The following is a 20,026-nucleotide window of genomic DNA, read 5'->3' on the forward strand; positions in this document are numbered from 1 at the left end:
GTTCACGCCTCCGTCTCGTTGCTGCGGTCGGCCGCCGGCGTATCGGGCCGGCCGGGTCCCTCGGGTTCTTTTCGCCCACCGAACCATTTCCGCACGACCACGTAGAACAGCGGCGTGAAGAACACGCCGAAGATCGTGGCGGTCAGCATGCTGCCCATGACGCTGGTGCCCACTGCCTGCCGGCTGGCGGCGCCCGCGCCCGCAGCGAATACCAGCGGCAGCATGCCCAGCACGAACGTCAGGCTCGTCATGACAATCGGGCGCAGCCGTTGCCGCGCGGCATCGACCACGGCCTCGAGCCGGTCGCGCCCCCGCTCTTCCTCTTTGATGGCGAACTCGACGATCAATATCCCGTTCTTGGCCGCCAGGCCGATGATGGTGACCAGCCCGATATTGAAATAGACGTCGGCCGACATGCCACGGGCCAGCGTGAACCCCGCAGCCCCCAACATCCCGAATGGAAGAATCAGCAGCACGACGATGGGCACCGACCAGCTTTCGTACAACGCCGACAGCAGCAGGAATACGACGATCAGCGACAAGCCCAGCAACAGCGCCACCTGGTTGCCGGCCTGGGTCTCTTCAAAAGCGGTGCCGGTCCATTCGTAAGTGAGCCCGCTGCCGAGCGTGTCGCCGGCGATGGTTTCCATTGCGCGCAGCGCGTCGCCGCTGGAATTGCCCGGCGCGGCCTCGCCCGAGATGGTGATCGCCGGAAAGCCGTTGTAGCGCTCCAGCTGCTGGGGGCCGTTGATCCAGCGCATGCGCGAAAAGGCCGAGAACGGCACCATCTGGCCCCTGTCGTTGCGCAATTGCAGCGCGGCAATGTCCTCGGGCCGCATGCGCTGGTCTGGATCGGCCTGCAGGAAAACCCGCAGCACGCTGCCGTCATGCACGAAGTCGTTGACATAATTCGACCCGAACGCCAGCGACAGCGCCTGGTTGACCTGGGCGACCTGCAGCCCCAGCGCGCGCGCGTGCACGCGATCGATTTCCACATAGAGCTGCGGCGCGGGCGGCATGCCGTCGATACGCATGCCGACCAGCACCGGGTTGCGGGCGGCCGCCGCCAGCATCGCCGCGCCGGCCTGGTCCAGCACTGCCCCGCCCATGCCGCTGCGGTCCTGCACCTTCATGGAAAAGCCCGAGGCATTGCCCAGCGACGGGATGGGCGGCGGATTGAGCGCAAAGATAAGCGCCTCGGGTATGGTGCGAAATGCCAGGTTGCTGCGCCCCACCATGGCATCGACCGAATCGCCCGCGCCAGGCCGTTGCGCCCAGGGGTGCAGGTCCACGAAGGACATGGCCGCCGTCTGGCCTTGCCCGAAGAAACTGAACCCGACTACCGACGCGACATTGCGCACCACGCTTTGCTGGCGCAGCATCTGCTCAGCCTGGTTGACCGCGCGTTCCGTGCTCTCGGCCGTGCCGCCGGGCGCCCCGGTGTAGGCCACGAAGAAATACCCCTGGTCTTCCGACGGCAGGTATCCCCCGGGCAGGCGCGAAAACAGGAATACCGCGAAACCGCACACCAGCAGGAACGCCAGCATCCACCGCATGGGATGCACCAGCATGCGCTGCACGCCGCTCACATACCACAGGGTCACGGCATCGAACCCGGCGTTGAACTTGTCGAACACCCATTGCTTGCCCCGGTGTACCTGGTTCAACCAGTTCGCGCGGCGCCCGGTGCCCGGCGAGCCGGCGGGCTCGGGCAGTTTCAACAAGGTGGCGCACAGGGCGGCGCCCAGCGACAGGGCAAGTATGGTCGATATCACGATGGATACCGTCAGCGTGATCGAGAACTGCCGGTAGATCGCGCCGCTCGACCCGGGAAACATCGCCATCGGTACGAACACAGCCACCAGCACCAGGGTGCTGGCGATGATCGGCCCCCACACCTGGCCGATTGCCTTGCGGGTGGCCTCTTGCGCGGTCAGGCCCTCTTCTTTCATGATGCGCGAGACATTCTCGGAGATCACGATGGCATCGTCGTTCAGTATCCCGATCGCCACCACCATGCCAAACAACGACAACAAGTTCAGCGAAGCGCCAAACATGAACAACCCGGCGCATGTGCCTATCAGGGCCATGGGCACGACCAGGGTCGGGATCAGCGTGCTGCGCCAGCTTTGCAGGAAGATGAACACCATCACCGTCACCAGCAACAGCGCCTCGAACATGGTCACCACGACGGACTGGATCGAGGTCTCGATGAAAGGCGTGGTATCGAACGGCACGGTCCAGCCGACCCCGTCGGGAAAGATGGATTCGAGTTCAGTCATGCGCGCGCGTACCCGCTGCGCCACATTCAGGGCATTGGCATCGTTGGCCAGCTGGATGGCGATGCCGGCGGACGGCCTGCCATTGACGCTAAGACGAAAGCCGTAGTTGTCATTGCCCAGCTCGACGCGAGCCACGTCGCCCAGCCGCACCACCGAACCGTCGGTATTGACGCGCAAGATGATTTCGCGAAATTGCTCGGGCGTGGAAAAGCGGCTTTGCGTGACGATCTGGGCATGGAACTGGGCATTTTCCGCCAAGGGCTGGTCGCCCAGCGCGCCGCTGGCCACCTGGGTGTTCTGCTCTTGCACCGCCCTGAGCGCGTCGCCCGCCGACATTTGGTAGCTGGCCAGCTTGCTCTCGTCCATCCATATCCGCATGGCATAGGAAGATCCGAAAAGCTGCACATCGCCCACGCCGGGGATGCGCCGCAATTCGTTCAGGATATTGTTCGAGGCGAAGTTGCCCATCTGCACCGTCGTGACTTCGGGACGGTCGGACTGCAGCGCAATCAGCATCAGGAATCCCGACGACGCCTTGGTCACCGTGATGCCCATCTGCCGCACTTCCTGCGGCAGCCGCGGCTCGACGCGGCTCAGCCGGTCCTGGACCTGGCCACGCGCCACGTCCAGGTCGGTGCCCGGCTCGAACGTGACCGTGATCTGGGCCGAGCCATTGGCCCGGCTTACCGCGGCCATGTACAGGAAGTTGTCGAGCCCGTTCATCTCTTCTTCGATGATCGAGGTGACATTGCGGTCGATGGTTGCCGCGTCGGCGCCACGATAGTGCGTCTGTATGCTGATCGAAGGCGGCGCGATGTTGGGATACTGCTCGATGGGCAGCAGCATCAGGGCAATGGCGCCGAACAGCAGGATGAACAGGGCGACGACCCATGCGAACACCGGACGGAACACGAAGAATGAATTCATGGCTCGGATTCCGCTATCGGCCTGTACTGTCCTCGGATGGAGTGACCCGCTGCCCCGGCCTGACTTTGTGCCATCCATCGACAACGACCCGATCCCCGCTGTCGAGCCCCTGGCGCACTACCCAGTTGCCCTCCTGTTGCTCGCCTATCTCGATCTGCCTGGGCTGCACGATGTCGTCCGCCCCGACCACCAGGACGCTCGCAATGCCGTTGTTCAGTTGTACGGCCCGCGCGGGCACGAGCGCCCCGTCGTGCCGCACGCCGATGTGAAAGCGTCCCCTGACGAATTGCCCTGGCAACAGCGCCCGGTCGGCATTCTCGAACTGTGCCCGCACAGTCTGCGCGCCCGAGGTACGGTCCACCACCAGGTCGGCAAAATCGACCACGCCCCGCTCTGCATATTCCCTGCCGTTGGGCAAGGTGATCCGGACCGAGAACTTGCCATCTTCCGGCGTGGTCAGCGCGCCCGAGCGGACATATTCGGCCAGGTCCAGGATGGCGGTGCTGGATTTCGTGAAGGTGGCGCTGATGGGCGAAATTTGATTGATCTGCGCCAGCAAAGTGGCCTGCGCGGCGCTGACCAGCGCTCCTTCCGTGACCAGCGCCCGCCCGACCCGGCCCGCGATGGGCGCGCGCACGGTGCAGCGTTCCAGGCGCAGCGTGGCCAGCGTCACCGTGGCCCTGGCATCGGCCACGTTGGCCTGGGCCTGCCCCAGCGCCGCCAGCGCCGCTTCGTATTCCTGGGCACTGACCGCCTGCCGGCTGACCAGCGGGCGAAATCGCTGCGCAACCGAGGCGGCGTTCTTTTGCACCGCCTGCGCGCGCTGCAGCATCGCTTCGGCCTGCGCAAGCTGGGCCTTGTAATCGCTGGCATCGATCTGGAACAGCGGGGTCCCCGCGGCCACGTCCGTGCCTTCGGTATAGAGCAGCCGCTCGACGATGCCGTCCACCCGGGCACGGATCTCGGCGGTGCGCTGCGGTTCGATGCGGCCGGGCAAGTCGAACTCGAAATCAATCGGCTCGCGCGTCACGGTCGTGACCAGCACAGTCGTCGGCGGGATGGCTGCGGCCGGCTCGCCCGAGCGCCGATCGCAGCCGGCAGCAGCCATGGCCAGTACAAAGATCGCGATCCGCCACGCATGGCAAGACATGCCATTCACTCGCGTCATCACCAAATCTCCCTGGCGACGAAGCGGCCTGCCAATCAGGCCGCTTTCGTCGGTGCCACTCCAGATCGCATTACCCTGCCAGCCTCGTGCGCCGAGACGGGCCGGCCCAGCGCCGGACTACGAACAAGAGGCCCCTATCAACTGCGCAATAGGCCGATCAAAAAGACCACTTTCCGAACACGAACAGCACATTGCCTGAGCCACTTCTCCCAGGGATATACGTTGCAAAGACACTTGCCCGCCGGTATTGCGCGGACACCAACGGCAAGACACCAGGAAAAGGAATGTAGTTATTGATGTCTTTGCGAGACATGACAAACAGCGTGTAGCCGGCCCCAAGGCGCCAGTGCTGTGAAATCTCGGCAATCTTCAGGAAGCCATAACCGGCCATGGCCTGTATGCGCTTATGCGAGTCCAGGAACGACATGGCGTACAGCCCTTGCCAATCACCATCCTCGTCGTAAATACTGCGCCCGAATCCGCCGCCCCAGGCGGCCTCGTTGAACTCGCGGATCTTGCTCGCGCTGTACATCGAACGGTTATGCCACGCCCACCCGGTCAGGTACAGGTCGTTGGTACCGGTGGTCCAGATTTCTTCGACGCGATCGCAGGCGCGCTGCATCCAGGACGCCTGCATATCGCAGGCCCAGGTGCTGCCCGGCCAAAAAACACTCCAACACAAAACCATCGACAACATCGACTTTCGCATGAGCATCCAATGCGAGGGCTACGTTGCCCGGCACATGACTTGCCAGGACTCAACGATCAAAACTTGCTCATTCGCGTGCGGGAACGCCAGCCATATTGCTCTACGCGCGGTGGCCGTTGCCTAACTTTAAGTACGGTCATGCAATCATGCAAGTACTTGCGAGAATTCTCCATATTTTCTTACCAATCAGCCGCCGGGCTGCAAACTGTCGAGAATGGCGCGATAAGGGCCCGCCAAAGCCTGGTCGTCCAAGACCGCTGCCGGGTTGTTCCAGCTTGCCGAAACGCAATAGCGGGTTCCCTCAGGATCTTGCATGAAGATCGTGAAATTCAGCACGCCGGGTTCCGATCCGCCCTTGTAGGCGATACGTGCCCACTTGGCGGGCGCCGCCAAGCCGGGGTTGATATGCAGCGCCGGCTGCACCGCCAGTTCGGTGATCAAGGCGCAAGCCTCGCGCACCGACAAGTACCATTCGACGTCGATCGTCGGCTGCGCTTCCAACTGGCCGGCGTCCGGCAAAGGGGCCGTGGCCATGCCGTCAAGCAGTGCGCGCCTGCCCGTCGGGTCGCCTGCCACCCATGCGCTGCGCAGGCCGGCGTGGCCGGCCGCCTTCATGGTGAACAATTCCCGGGTCGTCATGAATGGGGTATTGCGCGGCGTGACAGCCTGGATCGCATCTCGTCCCGCCAGCCAGATCAAAGCGTCGGTCGCCGTGTTGTCGCTGATGGAAATCATCAGGTTGGCCAGGCTTGCCACGGTGATGGGCGTACCCGCCGGCCAGTCTTGCAGTATTCCGGTGGGTAGCGAACGCCAGGCCGGATCCAGCGGCACGGCCTGATCCCAGGCCATCTTGCCCTGGGCCACGGCACCGGCCACTGCTTTCAGAATGGCCAGTTTGGCGGTGGACCCCACGGCCAGCGGCGTGTCGGCGCGATGGGCGGCCATGGGCGCGTCATCGCGCAAGACCAGCACGGCGGTCTGCCCGGGCAATGCGGCAATCGCGGCTACCTGGTCTTGCAAGCTGCCCGGGATGATGGGCGCCTCGAACCACAAGCCGGCGATCCGGCCTTCCGTGTCCAGCACAAGGCGCGTGGGCACGCGGGCGCGCTGCAGGCTGACCATGTAGCCGCGCCCATCCCGCTTTACCGATTCGAATGCGCCATGCTGCGCCTGCAGTTGCCGCAGCAGGCCGGCCATCCGGTCAAGCGGAACCTGCTTCAGGAATGCGGGCGTGAACCATGCTTGCTGGATCGGCGCCGCGAACAGGCGTTCGATGGCCTGTTCGGGACGCGCGGCGTTCTGCCCGCTGGCTGGCATCGAGGCAAGCGAGAGCAAGCCCAGGGCCAGGATCAAAGCCAGCAAGGCGGCGGCAAACCGGGGCCGCGACGGTGTATGCGTATGTATCAAGCGTCTCTCATTCGTACAGGCAGGATGGCAAATAAGAAATAATCGTATTGTTGCATTCAGCGCAACCCGCAGGAATACCACCTGGATGCGTAAATCTAGAATTCACTTCAAATAAAATACTTCAAATAAAATACTTTAAATAATAATATCAAACTATTGTTTTTTATGAGATTTTTGCTTTTTTCGCTATGGTAGACAGTTTGTACCTGAACCGGAGATAGGCATGACGACCGCGACCGCAGCGCCGCCCCCCAGTCAAGCACCGCAACAGGCAAAGATCCCTATCGGCCTAGCGGCCGGCTTTGCCGCCATGGTCTTGGTGCTGCTGCTTCCCCTGCCCGCCGACCTGCCCCCGGCCGGCCATCGCATGCTGGCCATCCTGGTCTTCGCCGTCGTGGTCTGGGTAACCGAGGCCGTGTCGTACGAAGCCAGCGCCATCATGGTCACGACACTGATGGCATTCCTGTTGGGCACGGCCCCTACGGTGAAAGATCCCGCCGTGCTGTATGGCACTTCCGCGGCGATCGGCATGGCGCTGACCGGATTCGCGAACTCGGCGCTGGCCCTGGTGGCCGGCGCCCTGTTCATCGCCGCCGCCATGACCTACACCGGGCTGGACCGGCGCATCGCCCTGGTCACGCTGGCCCGGATAGGCACCAGTACCCGCCGCATCCTGGTGGGCTGCATCGCCGTGACCATCGTGCTGAGCCTGGTGGTGCCCAGCGCCACGGCGCGCAGCGCGGCGGTGGTGCCCATCATGATGGGCATCATTGCCGCCTTCGGCGTGGAAAAGCGCTCGAATATCGCGGCCGGCATCATGATCATCGTGGCGCAGGCCACCAGCATCTGGAACGTAGGCATCCAGACCGCGGCGGCGCAGAACCTGCTGACGGTGGGCTTCATGGACAAGATGCTGGGCGAACGCGTGGCCTGGTCCGACTGGCTGATCGCCGGCGCCCCATGGGCGTTGATCATGTCAGCGGTATTGGTATTCCTGGTGCTGAAAATGATGCCGCCCGAAAGCGACAACATCGCCGGCGGCAAGGAAGCCGTCGAGAGGTCCTTGCAGGAACTGGGCCCCATGACCGCGCCGCAAAAGCGCCTGATGGCGGTGTCCATCCTGCTGCTGTTGTGCTGGGCTACCGAAGGCAAGCTGCACCGGTTCGACACCACGTCCACCACGTACTTCGGCCTGGTGCTGCTGATGCTGCCGCGCATCGGCGTGATGACCTGGAAAGACGTGCAATCGCGCATTCCATGGGGCACGGTCATTGTGTTCGGCGTAGGCATCAGCCTGGGGACGGCGCTGTTGACCACCCAGGCCGGACAATGGCTGGGCGCGCAAGTGGTGGCGCACACCGGGCTGGACCACGTAGGCCCGCTGGGCATTTTCGCCATCCTGGCGGCGTTCCTGATCCTCATCCACCTGGGCTTTGCCAGCGCCACCGCGCTGACTTCGGCCATGCTGCCGATCTTGATTTCGGTGCTGGCCACCCTGCCCGGCGACTTCAACCGCCTGGGCATGACCATGCTGCTGGGCTTCGTGGTCAGCTACGGATTCATCCTGCCGATCAACGCGCCGCAAAACATGGTTTGCCTGGGCACCGAGACCTTTACAGCCAAGCAGTTCGCCAAGATCGGGATCGTAATCACCGTGATTGGCTACCTGCTGATGCTGGGCTTCGGCCTGACCTGGTGGCGCTGGCTGGGTTGGCTCTGAAACGGAGGCGCAGATGAAAATTTCGCTTGCCCAGGCGCAGGCCTATGGTGAACGCATACTGGGCGCGCTGGGCGCGCCCGCCGACATTGCCGAGGCCGTCGCCGTGCACCTGGTGGAATCCGACCGGGTGGGCTACACCAGCCACGGATTGTCCATCCTGGCCAATTACCGCAAGGTGCTGGATGCCGGACTGGCACACGCCGATGGCCGCCCCGAACTGGTGAACGACCGCGGCGCCATGCTGGCCTACGACGGCCACCACGGGCTGGGCCAGTACGTGGGCAAGGTGATCATCGAGCAGGCCATCGAGCGCACGCAGCAGCACGGACAGTGCATCGTGACGCTGCGCCACAGCCATCACCTGGGCCGCATGGGCCATTACGGTGAAATGGCGGCGGCGAAGGGCCTGATCCTGCTGGCGTTCACCAACGTCATCAACCGCGCACCGACCGTGGCGCCTTTCGGCGGTGCCCGCGCCTGCCTGACCACCAATCCGCTGTGCTTTGCCGGGCCCTTGCCGGGCGGCCGTCCGCCCCTGCTGGTAGACATGGCCACCAGTTCCATCGCCGTGAACAAGGCGCGGGTACTGGCCGCCAAGGGCGAACCCGCGCCGCAGGGCACGCTGATCGACGCGCAAGGCCACCCCACTACCGACCCCGGCGCCCTGTTCGCCGATCCGCCCGGCGCGCTGCTGCCTTTTGGCGGCCACAAAGGCTATGCCATGGGGCTGGTGGCCGAACTGCTGGCTGGCGTGCTGTCGGGGGGTGGCACGATCCAGCCGCAGAACCCGCGCAATGGCGCGGCCACCAATAATATGTTCGCCATCTTGCTCGACCCGCAGGTGGACTTCAATACTGATTGGCGCACCCAGGAAGTGGCGGCATTCATAGACTACCTGCACGACTGCCCGCCCCAGCCGGGCGTGCAGCAAGTGGAATATCCGGGCGAATACGAAGCGCGCAACCGTGCGCACAATGCCGATGCACTGGTCTTCGACGACAGGATCTGGCAAGGCATGGCGAAACTGGCCACGGACCTGGGCGTGGCCGACGCGCTGCCGGGTGCCTGAGGATCCCGGCGTCCGGGATTCGCCGATCACACGGGTGGTGGGACTGCCGCCGTATGGGCGGGTCGCGACGTCGTCAAGAGCGCGCGCCACGCGCGGTGTAAACTCCATGGCCTGTTCTTCTACATAGGCAACCTCATGCGCCTGCTTATTGCTCTGCTGCTGCCGTGGCTGGCTTTCTTTACGATCGGCCGTCCCATTGCCGGCATCATCTGCCTGATTCTGCAAATCACCCTCATCGGCTGGATTCCCGCCGCGATCTGGGCCGTGTACGCCCTGAGCCAATACAACACCGACAAGAAGATCAAGCAGGCGCTGGAATCCCGCTGACGCAGGCTGGGCCGGCATGCCCGGCACGCCGCCCAGATCCTTGAACGGGCCCGCCCCGCTAGCGTGAATCGGGCTCACGCCCTTCGCCGTACAGATCCTCGTTGTCCTCGACATCGCCGAATTTCCCCTCGCGTGCCTCGCGATAGGTATTGCGCCGTTGCGCGTCGCCCGACTCGATGCCATAGCCGCGATTCACACCCGTGCCCTCGTAATCGCCGCTCTTTGCACCTTGTTCGTAGATCCGGGCCTCGCCACCGGTGCCGCTGCCATGGTGGGCGGCCGAACCTGCGCCGGCCTGCTTCGCCGGATCCGCGGGCGCACGAGGCTGCCGGCCATCGCCCTGGTCGCGCACCCGCCGGTCGCCGGCGACTTCGTGACCCGCGCCGCGGCTGCCTGCCGGCGCCGTGCCCGCACCGTTATCCCGCTCCGGGTCGCTCCAGTCGCTGTGAGGCACTTGCGCGCCTTCGGCCAGCGGCGATGCGTGGCGGCGCTCAGCCTCGCCCGGCGGGCTCGTGCGTGCATCCGCTTTCCGATGTTTTGTCATGGTCGTCTCCTGGATGCCCGGCACATCGCCGTGCCGGGCGCGGCAAGCCGCCGCTTTGCCTGCCAGCAAGCCATGTGCCGCCTTGCCGCCCTGCGGTACAGTAGCGATTCCATTTCCCCCGACCACCACCCGGAGCCCCGGCCATGGAATTCGTGATTCCCAGTACCGCCAATCTGGCGCTGTTCGTCAGTGCCGCGCTGATCTTGTTGGTGATTCCCGGCCCGGCGGTGCTCTACATCATTACCCAGTCGGTCGAGCAAGGACGCAAGGCAGGCCTGGTGTCCGACCTGGGCATCCATACCGCCACGCTGGTGCATGTAGTGGCGGCAGCGCTGGGCCTGTCGGCCTTGCTGGCGTCTTCCGCACTGGCCTTCAGCATCGTGAAGTACGCAGGCGCCGCCTACCTGATCTGGCTGGGCGTCAAGAAAATTTGCACGCGCCCGGTCGTTGCCGCCATTGATGCGCCGCCCAAAGCGCGCCGCTACGGCCGGCTGTTCCGTGACGGCTTCATCGTCAACCTGCTCAATCCCAAGACCGCGCTGTTCTTCTTGGCGTTCCTGCCGCAATTCGTCGACGTGCACCGTGGCCACGTCGCCTCGCAGGTGGTCTTCCTGGGCCTGGTTTTCACGCTGCTGGGCCTGGCCAGCGATGCATGCTATGCGTTCGCGGCCAGTGCCGCGGGCCGATGGCTGCGGCGCAGCCGCAGCTACCTGCATTTCGAACGCTACGTGGGCGGCACCATGCTGATCGGGTTGGGCGTCATGGCGGCTTTCGCCGGCAACAACAAGAAGTGAGCAGGCACCGCGCGGGCCGGGCGAAAGCCGTCGCCAGCGCCGCATTGCCTGTGTAAAATGGCCCCCGGGTGTCAGCCGCATCGTGCGGCGAGGCAGGTTGATTGCGCTGGTCGGGCCGCCACGCAGGATACCCGCGTCCATGAACCGACACCATTCCGCCCCCCGGAATCTGCCGCGCGCGCAATTGCTTGCCGAGCGCGCCTTCGCCACCCTTGAACGTTTCCTGCATATCGAAGCCGTCAGCGGCATCGTGCTGCTGGCTGCCGCCGCCATTGCGCTGATCTGGGCCAATTCCGCCTTTTCCCATGGCTACCACGCTTTGTGGCACACGCCGCTGTCGTTCGGGCTGGGCAGCCACCAGTTCGTGCAGCCCCTGCATTTCTGGATCAATGATGCCTTGATGACCATCTTCTTCCTGGTCATCGGGATGGAGATTCGCCGCGAAATCCACGAAGGCGCGCTCAGCGATTTCAAGCAGGCCGCCCTGCCCCTGGCCGCCGCCGTGGGCGGCGTCGCCGTGCCCGCGCTGATCTACCTGGCTTTCAATACCGAAGCCGGGCGGCGTGACGGCTGGGCCGTGCCCACGGCCACCGACATTGCCTTCGCGGTGGGCGTGCTGGCCCTGCTGGGTCGCTCCATACCCGGCAATGTGCGGATATTCCTGCTGGCGCTGGCCATCATCGACGACATCATCGCCGTACTGATCATCGCTTTTTTCTACTCCGGGGGCCTGGACTACAGCGGCTTCCTGGTGGCAGGGCTGGGCATCCTGGCGGTGCTGGGCCTGCAGCGCATCGGCGCCGGCTCGGCCTACGCTTATGTGATTCCCGGCGCCGTCGTATGGGTGGGCCTGCTGATGACAGGCGCGCATCCCACCCTGGCCGGCGTGGTACTGGGCCTGATGACGCCGGTGGTGTCCCGGCGCATGCGCGAGCGGCCAGTAGACATGGTGTCGCGCGTGGCGGGCGACCTGGCCGGATACGATGCCGCAGCGGATGCCCTGCCCGGCAGCCTGGCGCAGCCGCTGCGGCAGTTGCGCCTGGCGCAGCGCGAAGTGCTGCCGCCTGTCGTGCGCGTGCAGGCCGCGCTGCATCCCTGGGTGGCCTATACCATCATGCCCTTGTTTGCCCTGGCCAATGCGGGTGTCAGCCTGGACGGCATAGACCTGTCGGCCGGCGGTTCGCAATGGGTGATGGCAGGCGTGGCGATCGCGCTGATCGTGGGCAAGCCGGCGGGCGTGATCGGCACGAGCTGGCTGATGGTGCGGCTGGGGTGGTGCAGACTGCCGCCCGGCGTAACCTGGGGCGGCATCGCCCTGATCGGCCTGCTGGCCGGCGTGGGTTTCACGATGTCGATCTTCATTGCCATGCTGGCCTTTGCCGGCAACGGCAACCTGCTGGGCGCAGCCAAGCTGGGCGTCCTGCTGGGATCGCTGGCGACGGCGTTGCTGGGGCTGGCCTGGGGCACCGTATACGCGCGCCGCCTGCGCGCACGCGCCCGGCTCGATGACTCAACGCGGGGCCCGGCGCTCAGCTGACCGCGCGCAGGCGGCCCCGTTTCGGCACGCAGGCGGCCGGCTCATCGGCCGCGATGGTGCGCGCCAGCTTCACGAACCGGTTGACCAGGTCGCTGGGGCCGTCTTTCCAGTACGCCAGCAACAGCGGGCAATTGGCTGCGCCTGCCTCCAGCCGCCCATAGTGCACGCCTTCGGTCCGCAGGCTGGCATAAGCGTCGGGCAGCAACGAAATGCCCACGCCAGCCGCCACCAGGCCGACGATGGTGGTGCCTTCGCGCGCCTCTTGCGCAATTTGCGGCACCAGGCCGGCACGGTTGAACAACTGGATGATCTGGTCGTGCAGCCCGCAACTGATCTCGCGCGGAAACAGGATCAGCGGATAAGCCGCCAGCGCCTTGACCGGAATACGACCCTCGTGTGCGGCCAGCGGATGGTCGCTGGCGACCACCACGCGCAGTTCGTCTTTCCAGAACGGCATGAACTGCAGGTGTTCGGGCGGCTGGAATTGCGGTGCCGGCCGCAGCAACCCGACGTCGATACGCCGTGTCTGCAAAGCCTGCAGTTGCTGTCCGGTAGGCATATGGGCGATCTCGAGCCGCGCCAGCGGCCGTTCGCGGCGGAAGGTCTTGATCAGGCTGGCAAAGCCGGGCACCAGCGGCACCGAACCGGTAAATGCAATACGCAGCAAGCCGGCCTCGCCGCGGCCGGCCAGCTGGGCCAGTTGCACCGCACTGGCCAACTGGCTGAGCGTCAGGCGCGCCTGTTCCAGGAACACGCGCCCGGCTTCGGTCAGCCGCAGGCTGCGATGGGCGCGATCGAACAACCGCGCACCCAGCGCTTCTTCCAGCGCCTTGATCTGCATGCTCAAGGGCGGCTGGCTGATGTTCAGGCGACGCGCGGCGGCCGTGAAGCTGGCCTCTTCCGCCACCGCCACGAAATAACGCAGTTGGCGCAGGTCCATGTATTCGTTTTTTATATGGAAAACCGGTAGAAATATATATTTGACCCTAGGTAGCGCGCATAGCACCATAGATCGAAGGCGGGCGCAATCCTGGCGTACCAGCCCCCCGGGCCCGAAGAGCCCTGCATATAAACCACCAAGGAGACAAACATGGGCAGCTACGCAAGCTATCGGTACCGCAAGTATTGGCAGGCCGCCCTGGCCGTGGCCTGCGCGGCATTCGGCACCTGGACGGCCAGCGCCCCGGCGCATGCGGACACTTTCCCCGACCATCCGGTGCGCATCGTGGTGCCTTTCGCGGCGGGCGGCGCGGTCGACAGCGTGGCCCGCATCATCGGCGACCCGTTGGCGGCCCGGCTGGGCCAACCGGTCATCGTCGAGAACAAGCCCGGCAACCATGCCAACATCGGCACTCACGAAGTCGTACGCGCCCAGCCCGATGGCTACACCATGCTGCTGGGTGCCAATGGGCTGGCGACCAACCCCTGGCTGGACAAGAACCTGCCCTTCAACCCGCAGGAAGACCTGGTGCCGGTCGCGCGGGTGGGGTACGCGCCCCTGGTGCTGGTGGTGGATGCAGAATCGCCGTACCAGACGCTGCAGCAATTGCTGCAGGCCGCGCACGACAAGCAGGGAAAGATGAACTATGGATCGTCCGGCGTGGGCGGATCGGGACACCTGGCCGTGGAAATGCTCAAGCGCACGGCCGGCATCCAGGCCATGCACATCGGCTACAAGGGCGGCGTGCCGGCGCTGACCGACCTGATCGGCGGCCGGCTGGATTTCATGATGGTCAACCCGCTGGAGGCCGCCCCGCGCGTGGCGGCCGGCAATATCCGCGCACTGGCCGTGGCCTCGCGCCAGCGCATCTCTACCCTGCCCGATGTACCCACGTTCGACGAAGCCGGCGTGCCGGGCTTCGAGGCCACGGTCTGGTGGGGCTTCCTGGTGCCGGCCAAGACCCCTGCCACGGCAATCGACACATTGAGCAAGCATCTGCTGGCCGTACTGGATGACAAGGCGGTACAAAAACGCCTGGCGGGCGTGGGTGCCATTGTCGATACGCAGACGCCCGCGGCGTTCGGCGAATCTCTCAAGTCGGAAACCCAGCGCTGGGGCGAAGTCATCAAGAGCGCGGGCATCACCAGCAACTGACACACCGGAAACACGACATGATCATCGATTGCCACGGACACTTCACCACGGCTCCGCCCGCGTTGGAACAATGGCGCACGCGCCAGATCGCAGCGGTCGCCGACGGCACGCCCATGCCCCGCGCGTCGGAATTGCGCATCAGCGACGACGAGATCCGCGCAGCGATCGAACACAACCAGTTGCGCGCCATGCGCGAACGCGGGCACGACCTGACGATCTTCAGCCCGCGCGCCATTTTCATGGCGCATCACATCGGCAACTTCCAGGTGTCTTCGGCCTGGGCGGCGATCTGCAACGAGCTGTGCTACCGGGTGTCCGTGCTGTTCCCGGACCATTTCGTCCCGGCCGCCATGCTGCCGCAAAGCCCGGGGGTGGATCCCGCCACCTGCGCCGACGAACTGCGGCGCTGCATCGAGCAATACGGCAACGTGGCTGTCAACTTGAATCCCGACCCATCCGGCGGGCACTGGACCAGCCCGCCCCTGTCTGACCGGTACTGGTACCCCTTGTACGAGAAGCTGGTGGAATACGACGTGCCGGCAATGATCCACGTCAGCCAAAGCTGCAACGCGTGCTTTCACACGACCGGGGCGCACTACCTGAACGGCGACACCACCGCCTTCATGCAATGCCTGGATTCCAACCTGTTCCATGATTTCCCGACGCTGCGGTTCGTGATTCCGCATGGCGGCGGCGCGGTGCCGTATCACTGGGGACGATTCCGCGGGCTGGCGCAGGCCTTGCAGAAACCGCGCCTGCAGGAACACCTGCTGAATAATATCTACTTCGATACCTGCGTCTATCACCAACCCGGCATCGACTTGCTGACCCAGGTCATCCCCATCGACAACCTGCTGTTCGCCAGCGAGATGATCGGCGCGGTGCGGGGCATCGACCCGGACACCGGACATCACTTTGACGATACGCGCCGCTATATCAATGCGGGCGGCTTGTCGCCGCAGGCGCGCCACCAGATCTTTGAGGGCAACGCGCGCCGCGTGTACCCACGCCTGGATGCCCGGCTGCGGGCCCAGGGGCGGTGACGCAGCGGGCGGATCGGGATGAACGGGGCCAGGAGCCGAAGGCTTGGCCAGGATACTGCCAGGTGTCAGGCTCCGCAGGTGCCTGACACCATGGTGTGCCACCACTATCTCAATCGTACGGTGTCAGGCACCCTGGCGGGAGCCTGACACCTGGCAATAGCGCGACACGGCCCCGTCCTTTCCTAAGGCAGTGCCATGGGTGTCCGCCAATACGCTGCGCCGCGTCCCCCCTACTACCGAGGCTGCAACGTCAGGCTGTCGCCCAACTCACTTTCCACCTTCTCGCGGCTGAAGGCCATGGGTATGTATTTGCCGGTGGCCCAGCCCTCGAGCAAATCGCGGTAGTGCGGGCTGCGCGGGTCGGCCGACTGGCCCGGCATGTTCTGCATGCGCGAGTTGTCCCAGTTGCCCACGTCTATCACCTGCCGGTACGACGCGCCGCTGATCTGGCGGAAATCCGATTTGCGGAAAGTGGCGCGGTGCACCGTATCGTTATCCCCGCTGACCGGATAGCGGGGCGTTCCGTAGGCCTTGGCCGTTTCGGGCGGCAGCAGGCCGGCCAGCGCGTGCTCGAACTGGATGTGGTGCAGCTTGCCCCATTCCCACTGCCTGGAATCGGTGCCCAGCGTTGCCGTCAGCTTGCGTACGCCGTCGTCCAGCGCGGCCAGCAACAGCGCGTCCCGCCCTTGTTCGGGGCGTGGCCCGAAGGCCGCGTCCGGCGTGGCCAGCTTGTCGAGTACCTTGCCGGTCGACAGGTCGCCAAATGCCGCGCGCCCCTGGGCCGGGATGTACAGGTCTGATACCCGCTTGACCACTTCAGGCAGCCAGAACTCATACACCGTAGCGGCCCGGGAATCGATCTCGGTACGGTAATCCCAGTCTTGCAGCAGGCGCAACGCCTCGCCGGCGCCAGGAGCGGTCGAGTTCAGCGGTTTCACATAAGCCACCAGCGTGCGCGCCGGAATCGACAGGTTGTCGAATTGCAGGTGCTGCGAAGTTTCCAGGCTTAGTCCGCTCTTGTCGGCCAATACCTCGCGGATGCGCTGCACTCGATACGGTTCCGACCAGGTGCGGGCCGACATGTCCTTGTGCGGGAAATCGTATGGCAGGTTGTATTCGTTGGCGGTCGCCACATAGCCTTCGGGCGGGTTCAGCGCCTTGGGCAGCGAGGTGGTGGGCAGGAATCCGTTCCATTCGAAATCACCGTTGCCGGGCACTGGCAACATGCCTGACCAGTCTTTGCGCGGACGGATGGGAGCGATACTGCCGCCGAACCAGCCGATGTTGCCGTCCACGTCGGCATAGACCATGTTCTCGCTGGGCGTGTAGTGTTTTTCCATGCCCGCGACGAACTGGTCCCAGTTCTGCGCCTGGTTCAGGCGCAGGCTGGCCAGGTAGGCCGCCGTACCCGGGAATTCCAGGTAGGCAGCCCGCAACGCGTAGGCCTTGTGGCGGATCGGGTCTTCATGAATGATCGGCCCATGGCGGCTGAATTTAAGCTGCCGCGTGGCCGCGGCCTGCCCGCGTACCGGTATGGTCTCTTCCAGCGTACGCATGGCTTCCCAACCGCCCCGGTAGCGGTATTGGTCGGGGTTGGCCGGATTGGTGTCGTAGACGTAAAGATCTTCTTCGTCGGCGAACGAGAAGATCGTCAGGCCGAACGCGATGCGATCGTTATGCCCCATCGACACGCCCGGCAACGCGGGCTCTCCGGCACCGATCACGTTCCAGCCGGGAGCGTTCAGGTGCACCATGTAGCGCAACGACGGCATCGCGATGCTGCGGTGCGGGTCGCCCGCCAGGATCGGCCGGCCGGTAGACGTGCGTTGCCCGGCAATGGTCCAGTTATTGCTTTCATAGCGGGGCGCCAAAGGATCGAGATCCGGGTCCAGCGATGCCTGCAGGTTGGCCGACAGGCTGCGCGCCAGTTCGTCGCGCTGGGCCGCGGCCAAGGGGCTGCGCGGGAAATCGGCCGCTTCGAATTTCTGCCCCTTGCGCGCCAGGTTGTAGTCGGCCAGCACGGCTTCGGTGATCTGGTCCACGTTCAGCCCGGCCGGCACCTGCAGCGCGATGGGTGGTTCGTACACACCCAGGTCTTGCACGGCATTGAGCCCCAGCGCGGCAATCTGCTGCGACAGCTTCACTTCGCTGGCCGCGTTGCGGGTCAGGCCGTAGATGCGGATCAGCGATGTCTGCGGGCTCCAATAGCCGGGTTCGGTGCCGGTCAGCTTGAACTCGGGCGGCATCTGATCCGGATTGGCCTTCACCCAATCGACGTATGCATTGATGCCCTGGGCAAACGCGGTCAGGATGGCCTGCCCCTCGGGATGGTAACTGGCGAATTCCGCCTGCAAGTCGCCACGGTACAGAAACAGGCGTGCCGCGCGGTCTTGGTCGACAAAACGCTGCCCGAACTGCTCGGCCATCTTGCCTTCGCCCTGGCGGCGCCACAGGTCTAATTGCCACATGCGGTCGCGCGCGGCATTGAAGCCCTGGGCGAAGAACAAATCGTGCTGGTTCTGGGCGTAGATGTGGGTAACGCCGTGCTTGTCACGCAGCAGCTCTACCGGCTGCGACAGCCCCGCCATGTCGATCGTGTCTTTCTTGCCGCCTGGCGCGGCGCAACCAGCCAGCAGCGCCATGGCGCCACATGCCAGCCATGCGGCAATCCTGCGTTTGAACGTACGCATTTCGTCTCCTCTCTGTCTGCCCGAAAGCGCCGCCGCATCTGGTCGGCTGACGCAACGTTACTAAGGTAATCAGATGGTGGAGAAATGCTGTTTTATTTTATGAATTCTTTCATTGGGTGTAACAATGTGGCGCGCTTGTCGCCCTGTCAGGTGTCTGGCTCCCGTCAGGGTGCCTGACACCGTACGATGGAGACAGTCGCTGCCCACCATGGTGTCAGGCACCTGCGGAGCCTGACACCTCTGATTTCGCAGAACTGACGAGCTTGCCTGTTACAGCATCTGGCCCAGGAAGGCCTTTGCCCGCGCCTGCTGCGGCGCCCGGAAGAAGGCTTCGGCGGCCGACTCTTCGACAATGCGGCCCTCGTCCATGAAGATGACGCGGTGGGCGGCCTCGCGGGCAAAACCCATTTCGTGGGTGACCACCAGCATGGTCATGTGCTCGTCGGCCAGTTGCCGCATCGTACGCAGGACTTCGCCGGTCAGTTCCGGGTCGAGCGCCGAAGTGGGCTCGTCGAACAGCATGATGTCGGGCTCCATGGCCAGCGCGCGGGCGATCGCCACGCGCTGCTTCTGGCCACCGGACAGGCGCGCCGGGTAGTTGTCGCGCTTGTTCAGCAGGCCGACCTTGCGCAGCAAGGCCTCGGCCTTGGGGATGGCCACATCGCGCGGCACACCCTGCACCGTGATCGGCGCCTCGATGATGTTCTGCAGCACCGTCATGTGCGGGAACAGGTTGAACGACTGGAACACCATGCCCATCTTGCGGCAAATGCGCCGTACATCGGCATCGCGCGCATAGCGGCTGGGGCCGTCGGGCATGGCGGTGGCCAACGCTTCGCCCTCGATCTCGATGCTGCCCTGGTCGATGGTTTCCAGGTGGATCAGGCAGCGCAGGAAGGTGCTCTTGCCCGAGCCGGACGGGCCGATGACGGCCACCACCTCGCCCTTGCGCAAGGTCAGCGACACCTGGTCCAGCACCCGTGCCATGCCGAACGACTTGCCGACCTGACGGGCGGCGATCATCACGGAGCGGGTATCGGTGCCGGCTGGCACGCTACTGGTCGTACTTGGCATAGCGTTTTTCCATGTGCTGGAACAGCCAGGTCAGCAACAGCGTCATGATCAGGTAGAAAGCGGCCGCGACCAGGAACGGCGTGGTGGTGAAATCGCGCTGCACGATGCCGCGTGCGGTGCGCAGGATATCGTTGAGCGCCAGCACGTAGATCAGCGACGTATCCTTGACCAGCGTGATGGTCTCGTTGCTCATGGGCGGCAGCACGCGCTGCACCATCTGCGGCAGCACGATACGGCGCAGGGTCTGCAGGTAGCTCATGCCCAGCACCTTGCTGCCCTCGTATTGCCCGCGATCGACCGACTGGATGCCGGCCCGGAAGATCTCGGCGAAATAGGCCGCGTAGTTCAGCGTGAACGCCACCACCGCGGCCGGGAAATCGGGCAGGCGTACGCCCACCACTGGCACGAACGGCAGCGCAAAATAGATGAACAGCATCTGCAGCATCAGCGGCGTGCCGCGCATCAGCCAGATATAGCCGTTGACCAGTTGGCTGAGCAGCCGCCAGTGCGAAATGCGCGCCAGCGCCAGCAGCAGCCCCAGGGGCACTGCCAGCGCGAACGTCACGAAGAACAGCGTCAGGGTGGTCTTGGCCCCCTGTGCCATCGGCCCCAACAGGGATATGACGTAATCCATGCGGCG

General features: G+C 64.7%; 16 protein-coding genes. 7 read left to right on the forward strand and 9 right to left on the reverse strand.

Features of this window, described 5'->3' with window-relative positions; all coding sequences use genetic code 11:
• Window positions 1-2: 2 nt before the first annotated feature.
• The 4 genes from KW845_RS24090 to KW845_RS24105 form a co-directional block, all read right to left on the reverse strand.
• Window positions 3-3,209: a multidrug efflux RND transporter permease subunit gene (locus tag KW845_RS24090; RefSeq protein ID WP_218371884.1), complete on the reverse strand. Its 3,207-nt coding sequence runs from the start codon at window positions 3,207-3,209 to the stop codon at window positions 3-5.
• 13 nt (window positions 3,210-3,222) lie between these two features.
• Window positions 3,223-4,377, reverse strand: a complete 1,155-nt coding sequence (locus KW845_RS24095) for an efflux RND transporter periplasmic adaptor subunit (protein ID WP_218371885.1) — start codon at window positions 4,375-4,377, stop codon at window positions 3,223-3,225.
• Window positions 4,378-4,534: 157 nt separating this feature from the next.
• Entirely contained in the window at window positions 4,535-5,074 is a 540-nt protein-coding gene (gene pagP / locus KW845_RS24100) for a lipid IV(A) palmitoyltransferase PagP (protein WP_218372165.1), read from the reverse strand.
• A 198-nt stretch (window positions 5,075-5,272) separates the two neighbouring features.
• Complete coding sequence (locus KW845_RS24105) at window positions 5,273-6,493, reverse strand: serine hydrolase (RefSeq protein WP_218371886.1); 1,221 nt, start codon at window positions 6,491-6,493, stop codon at window positions 5,273-5,275.
• Between the two features lie 223 nt (window positions 6,494-6,716).
• On the opposite strand from KW845_RS24105, the gene KW845_RS24110 reads away from it, so the two are divergent.
• From KW845_RS24110 to KW845_RS24120, 3 genes are all read left to right on the forward strand, one after another.
• Window positions 6,717-8,213 (forward strand): DASS family sodium-coupled anion symporter, encoded by a 1,497-nt coding sequence (locus tag KW845_RS24110; protein WP_218371887.1) that lies wholly within the window; start codon window positions 6,717-6,719, stop codon window positions 8,211-8,213.
• A 13-nt stretch (window positions 8,214-8,226) separates the two neighbouring features.
• Window positions 8,227-9,282, forward strand: a complete 1,056-nt coding sequence (locus KW845_RS24115) for an Ldh family oxidoreductase (RefSeq protein WP_218371888.1) — start codon at window positions 8,227-8,229, stop codon at window positions 9,280-9,282.
• 135 nt (window positions 9,283-9,417) lie between these two features.
• On the forward strand, window positions 9,418-9,609 hold the full coding sequence (locus KW845_RS24120; RefSeq protein ID WP_218371889.1) for a YqaE/Pmp3 family membrane protein: 192 nt from the start codon (window positions 9,418-9,420) through the stop codon (window positions 9,607-9,609).
• Window positions 9,610-9,667: 58 nt separating this feature from the next.
• On the opposite strand, the gene KW845_RS24125 is transcribed toward KW845_RS24120, so the two are convergent.
• Entirely contained in the window at window positions 9,668-10,153 is a 486-nt protein-coding gene (locus tag KW845_RS24125) for a hypothetical protein (RefSeq protein ID WP_218371890.1), read from the reverse strand.
• Window positions 10,154-10,296: 143 nt separating this feature from the next.
• On the opposite strand from KW845_RS24125, the gene KW845_RS24130 reads away from it, so the two are divergent.
• Complete coding sequence (locus KW845_RS24130) at window positions 10,297-10,947, forward strand: LysE family translocator (RefSeq protein WP_218371891.1); 651 nt, start codon at window positions 10,297-10,299, stop codon at window positions 10,945-10,947.
• A gap of 139 nt (window positions 10,948-11,086) precedes the next feature.
• Entirely contained in the window at window positions 11,087-12,484 is a 1,398-nt protein-coding gene (gene nhaA / locus KW845_RS24135) for a Na+/H+ antiporter NhaA (protein ID WP_218371892.1), read from the forward strand.
• Here nhaA and KW845_RS24140 read toward each other — a convergent pair.
• Window positions 12,477-13,424 (reverse strand): LysR substrate-binding domain-containing protein, encoded by a 948-nt coding sequence (locus KW845_RS24140; protein WP_218371893.1) that lies wholly within the window; start codon window positions 13,422-13,424, stop codon window positions 12,477-12,479. The two genes, nhaA and KW845_RS24140, sit on opposite strands and share 8 nt — an antisense overlap.
• Before the next feature lie 150 nt (window positions 13,425-13,574).
• Between KW845_RS24140 and KW845_RS24145 the strand changes: the two genes are divergently transcribed.
• Complete coding sequence (locus KW845_RS24145) at window positions 13,575-14,579, forward strand: tripartite tricarboxylate transporter substrate binding protein (RefSeq protein WP_218371894.1); 1,005 nt, start codon at window positions 13,575-13,577, stop codon at window positions 14,577-14,579.
• Between the two features lie 17 nt (window positions 14,580-14,596).
• Window positions 14,597-15,622, forward strand: a complete 1,026-nt coding sequence (locus KW845_RS24150) for an amidohydrolase family protein (RefSeq protein ID WP_218371895.1) — start codon at window positions 14,597-14,599, stop codon at window positions 15,620-15,622.
• A 233-nt stretch (window positions 15,623-15,855) separates the two neighbouring features.
• Here the strand turns inward: KW845_RS24150 and KW845_RS24155 are convergent, their stop codons facing one another.
• The 3 genes from KW845_RS24155 to KW845_RS24165 all read right to left on the reverse strand — a co-directional run bounded on the left by KW845_RS24155 (window position 15,856) and on the right by KW845_RS24165 (window position 20,020).
• Window positions 15,856-18,264, reverse strand: a complete 2,409-nt coding sequence (locus KW845_RS24155; RefSeq protein WP_255592943.1) for a penicillin acylase family protein — start codon at window positions 18,262-18,264, stop codon at window positions 15,856-15,858.
• 318 nt (window positions 18,265-18,582) lie between these two features.
• The gene (locus KW845_RS24160) at window positions 18,583-19,335 is read right to left on the reverse strand and encodes an amino acid ABC transporter ATP-binding protein (protein WP_218372166.1); all 753 of its coding nucleotides are present in this window, start codon (window positions 19,333-19,335) and stop codon (window positions 18,583-18,585) included.
• Window positions 19,336-19,366: 31 nt separating this feature from the next.
• A complete protein-coding gene (locus KW845_RS24165) occupies window positions 19,367-20,020 on the reverse strand; it encodes an amino acid ABC transporter permease (protein ID WP_218371897.1) in 654 nt (217 codons plus the stop codon).
• Window positions 20,021-20,026: the final 6 nt, after the last annotated feature.

Origin of the sequence: Bordetella sp. BOR01 (assembly GCF_019218885.1) — a bacterium.
GTDB lineage: Bacteria > Pseudomonadota > Gammaproteobacteria > Burkholderiales > Burkholderiaceae_B > Bordetella_A.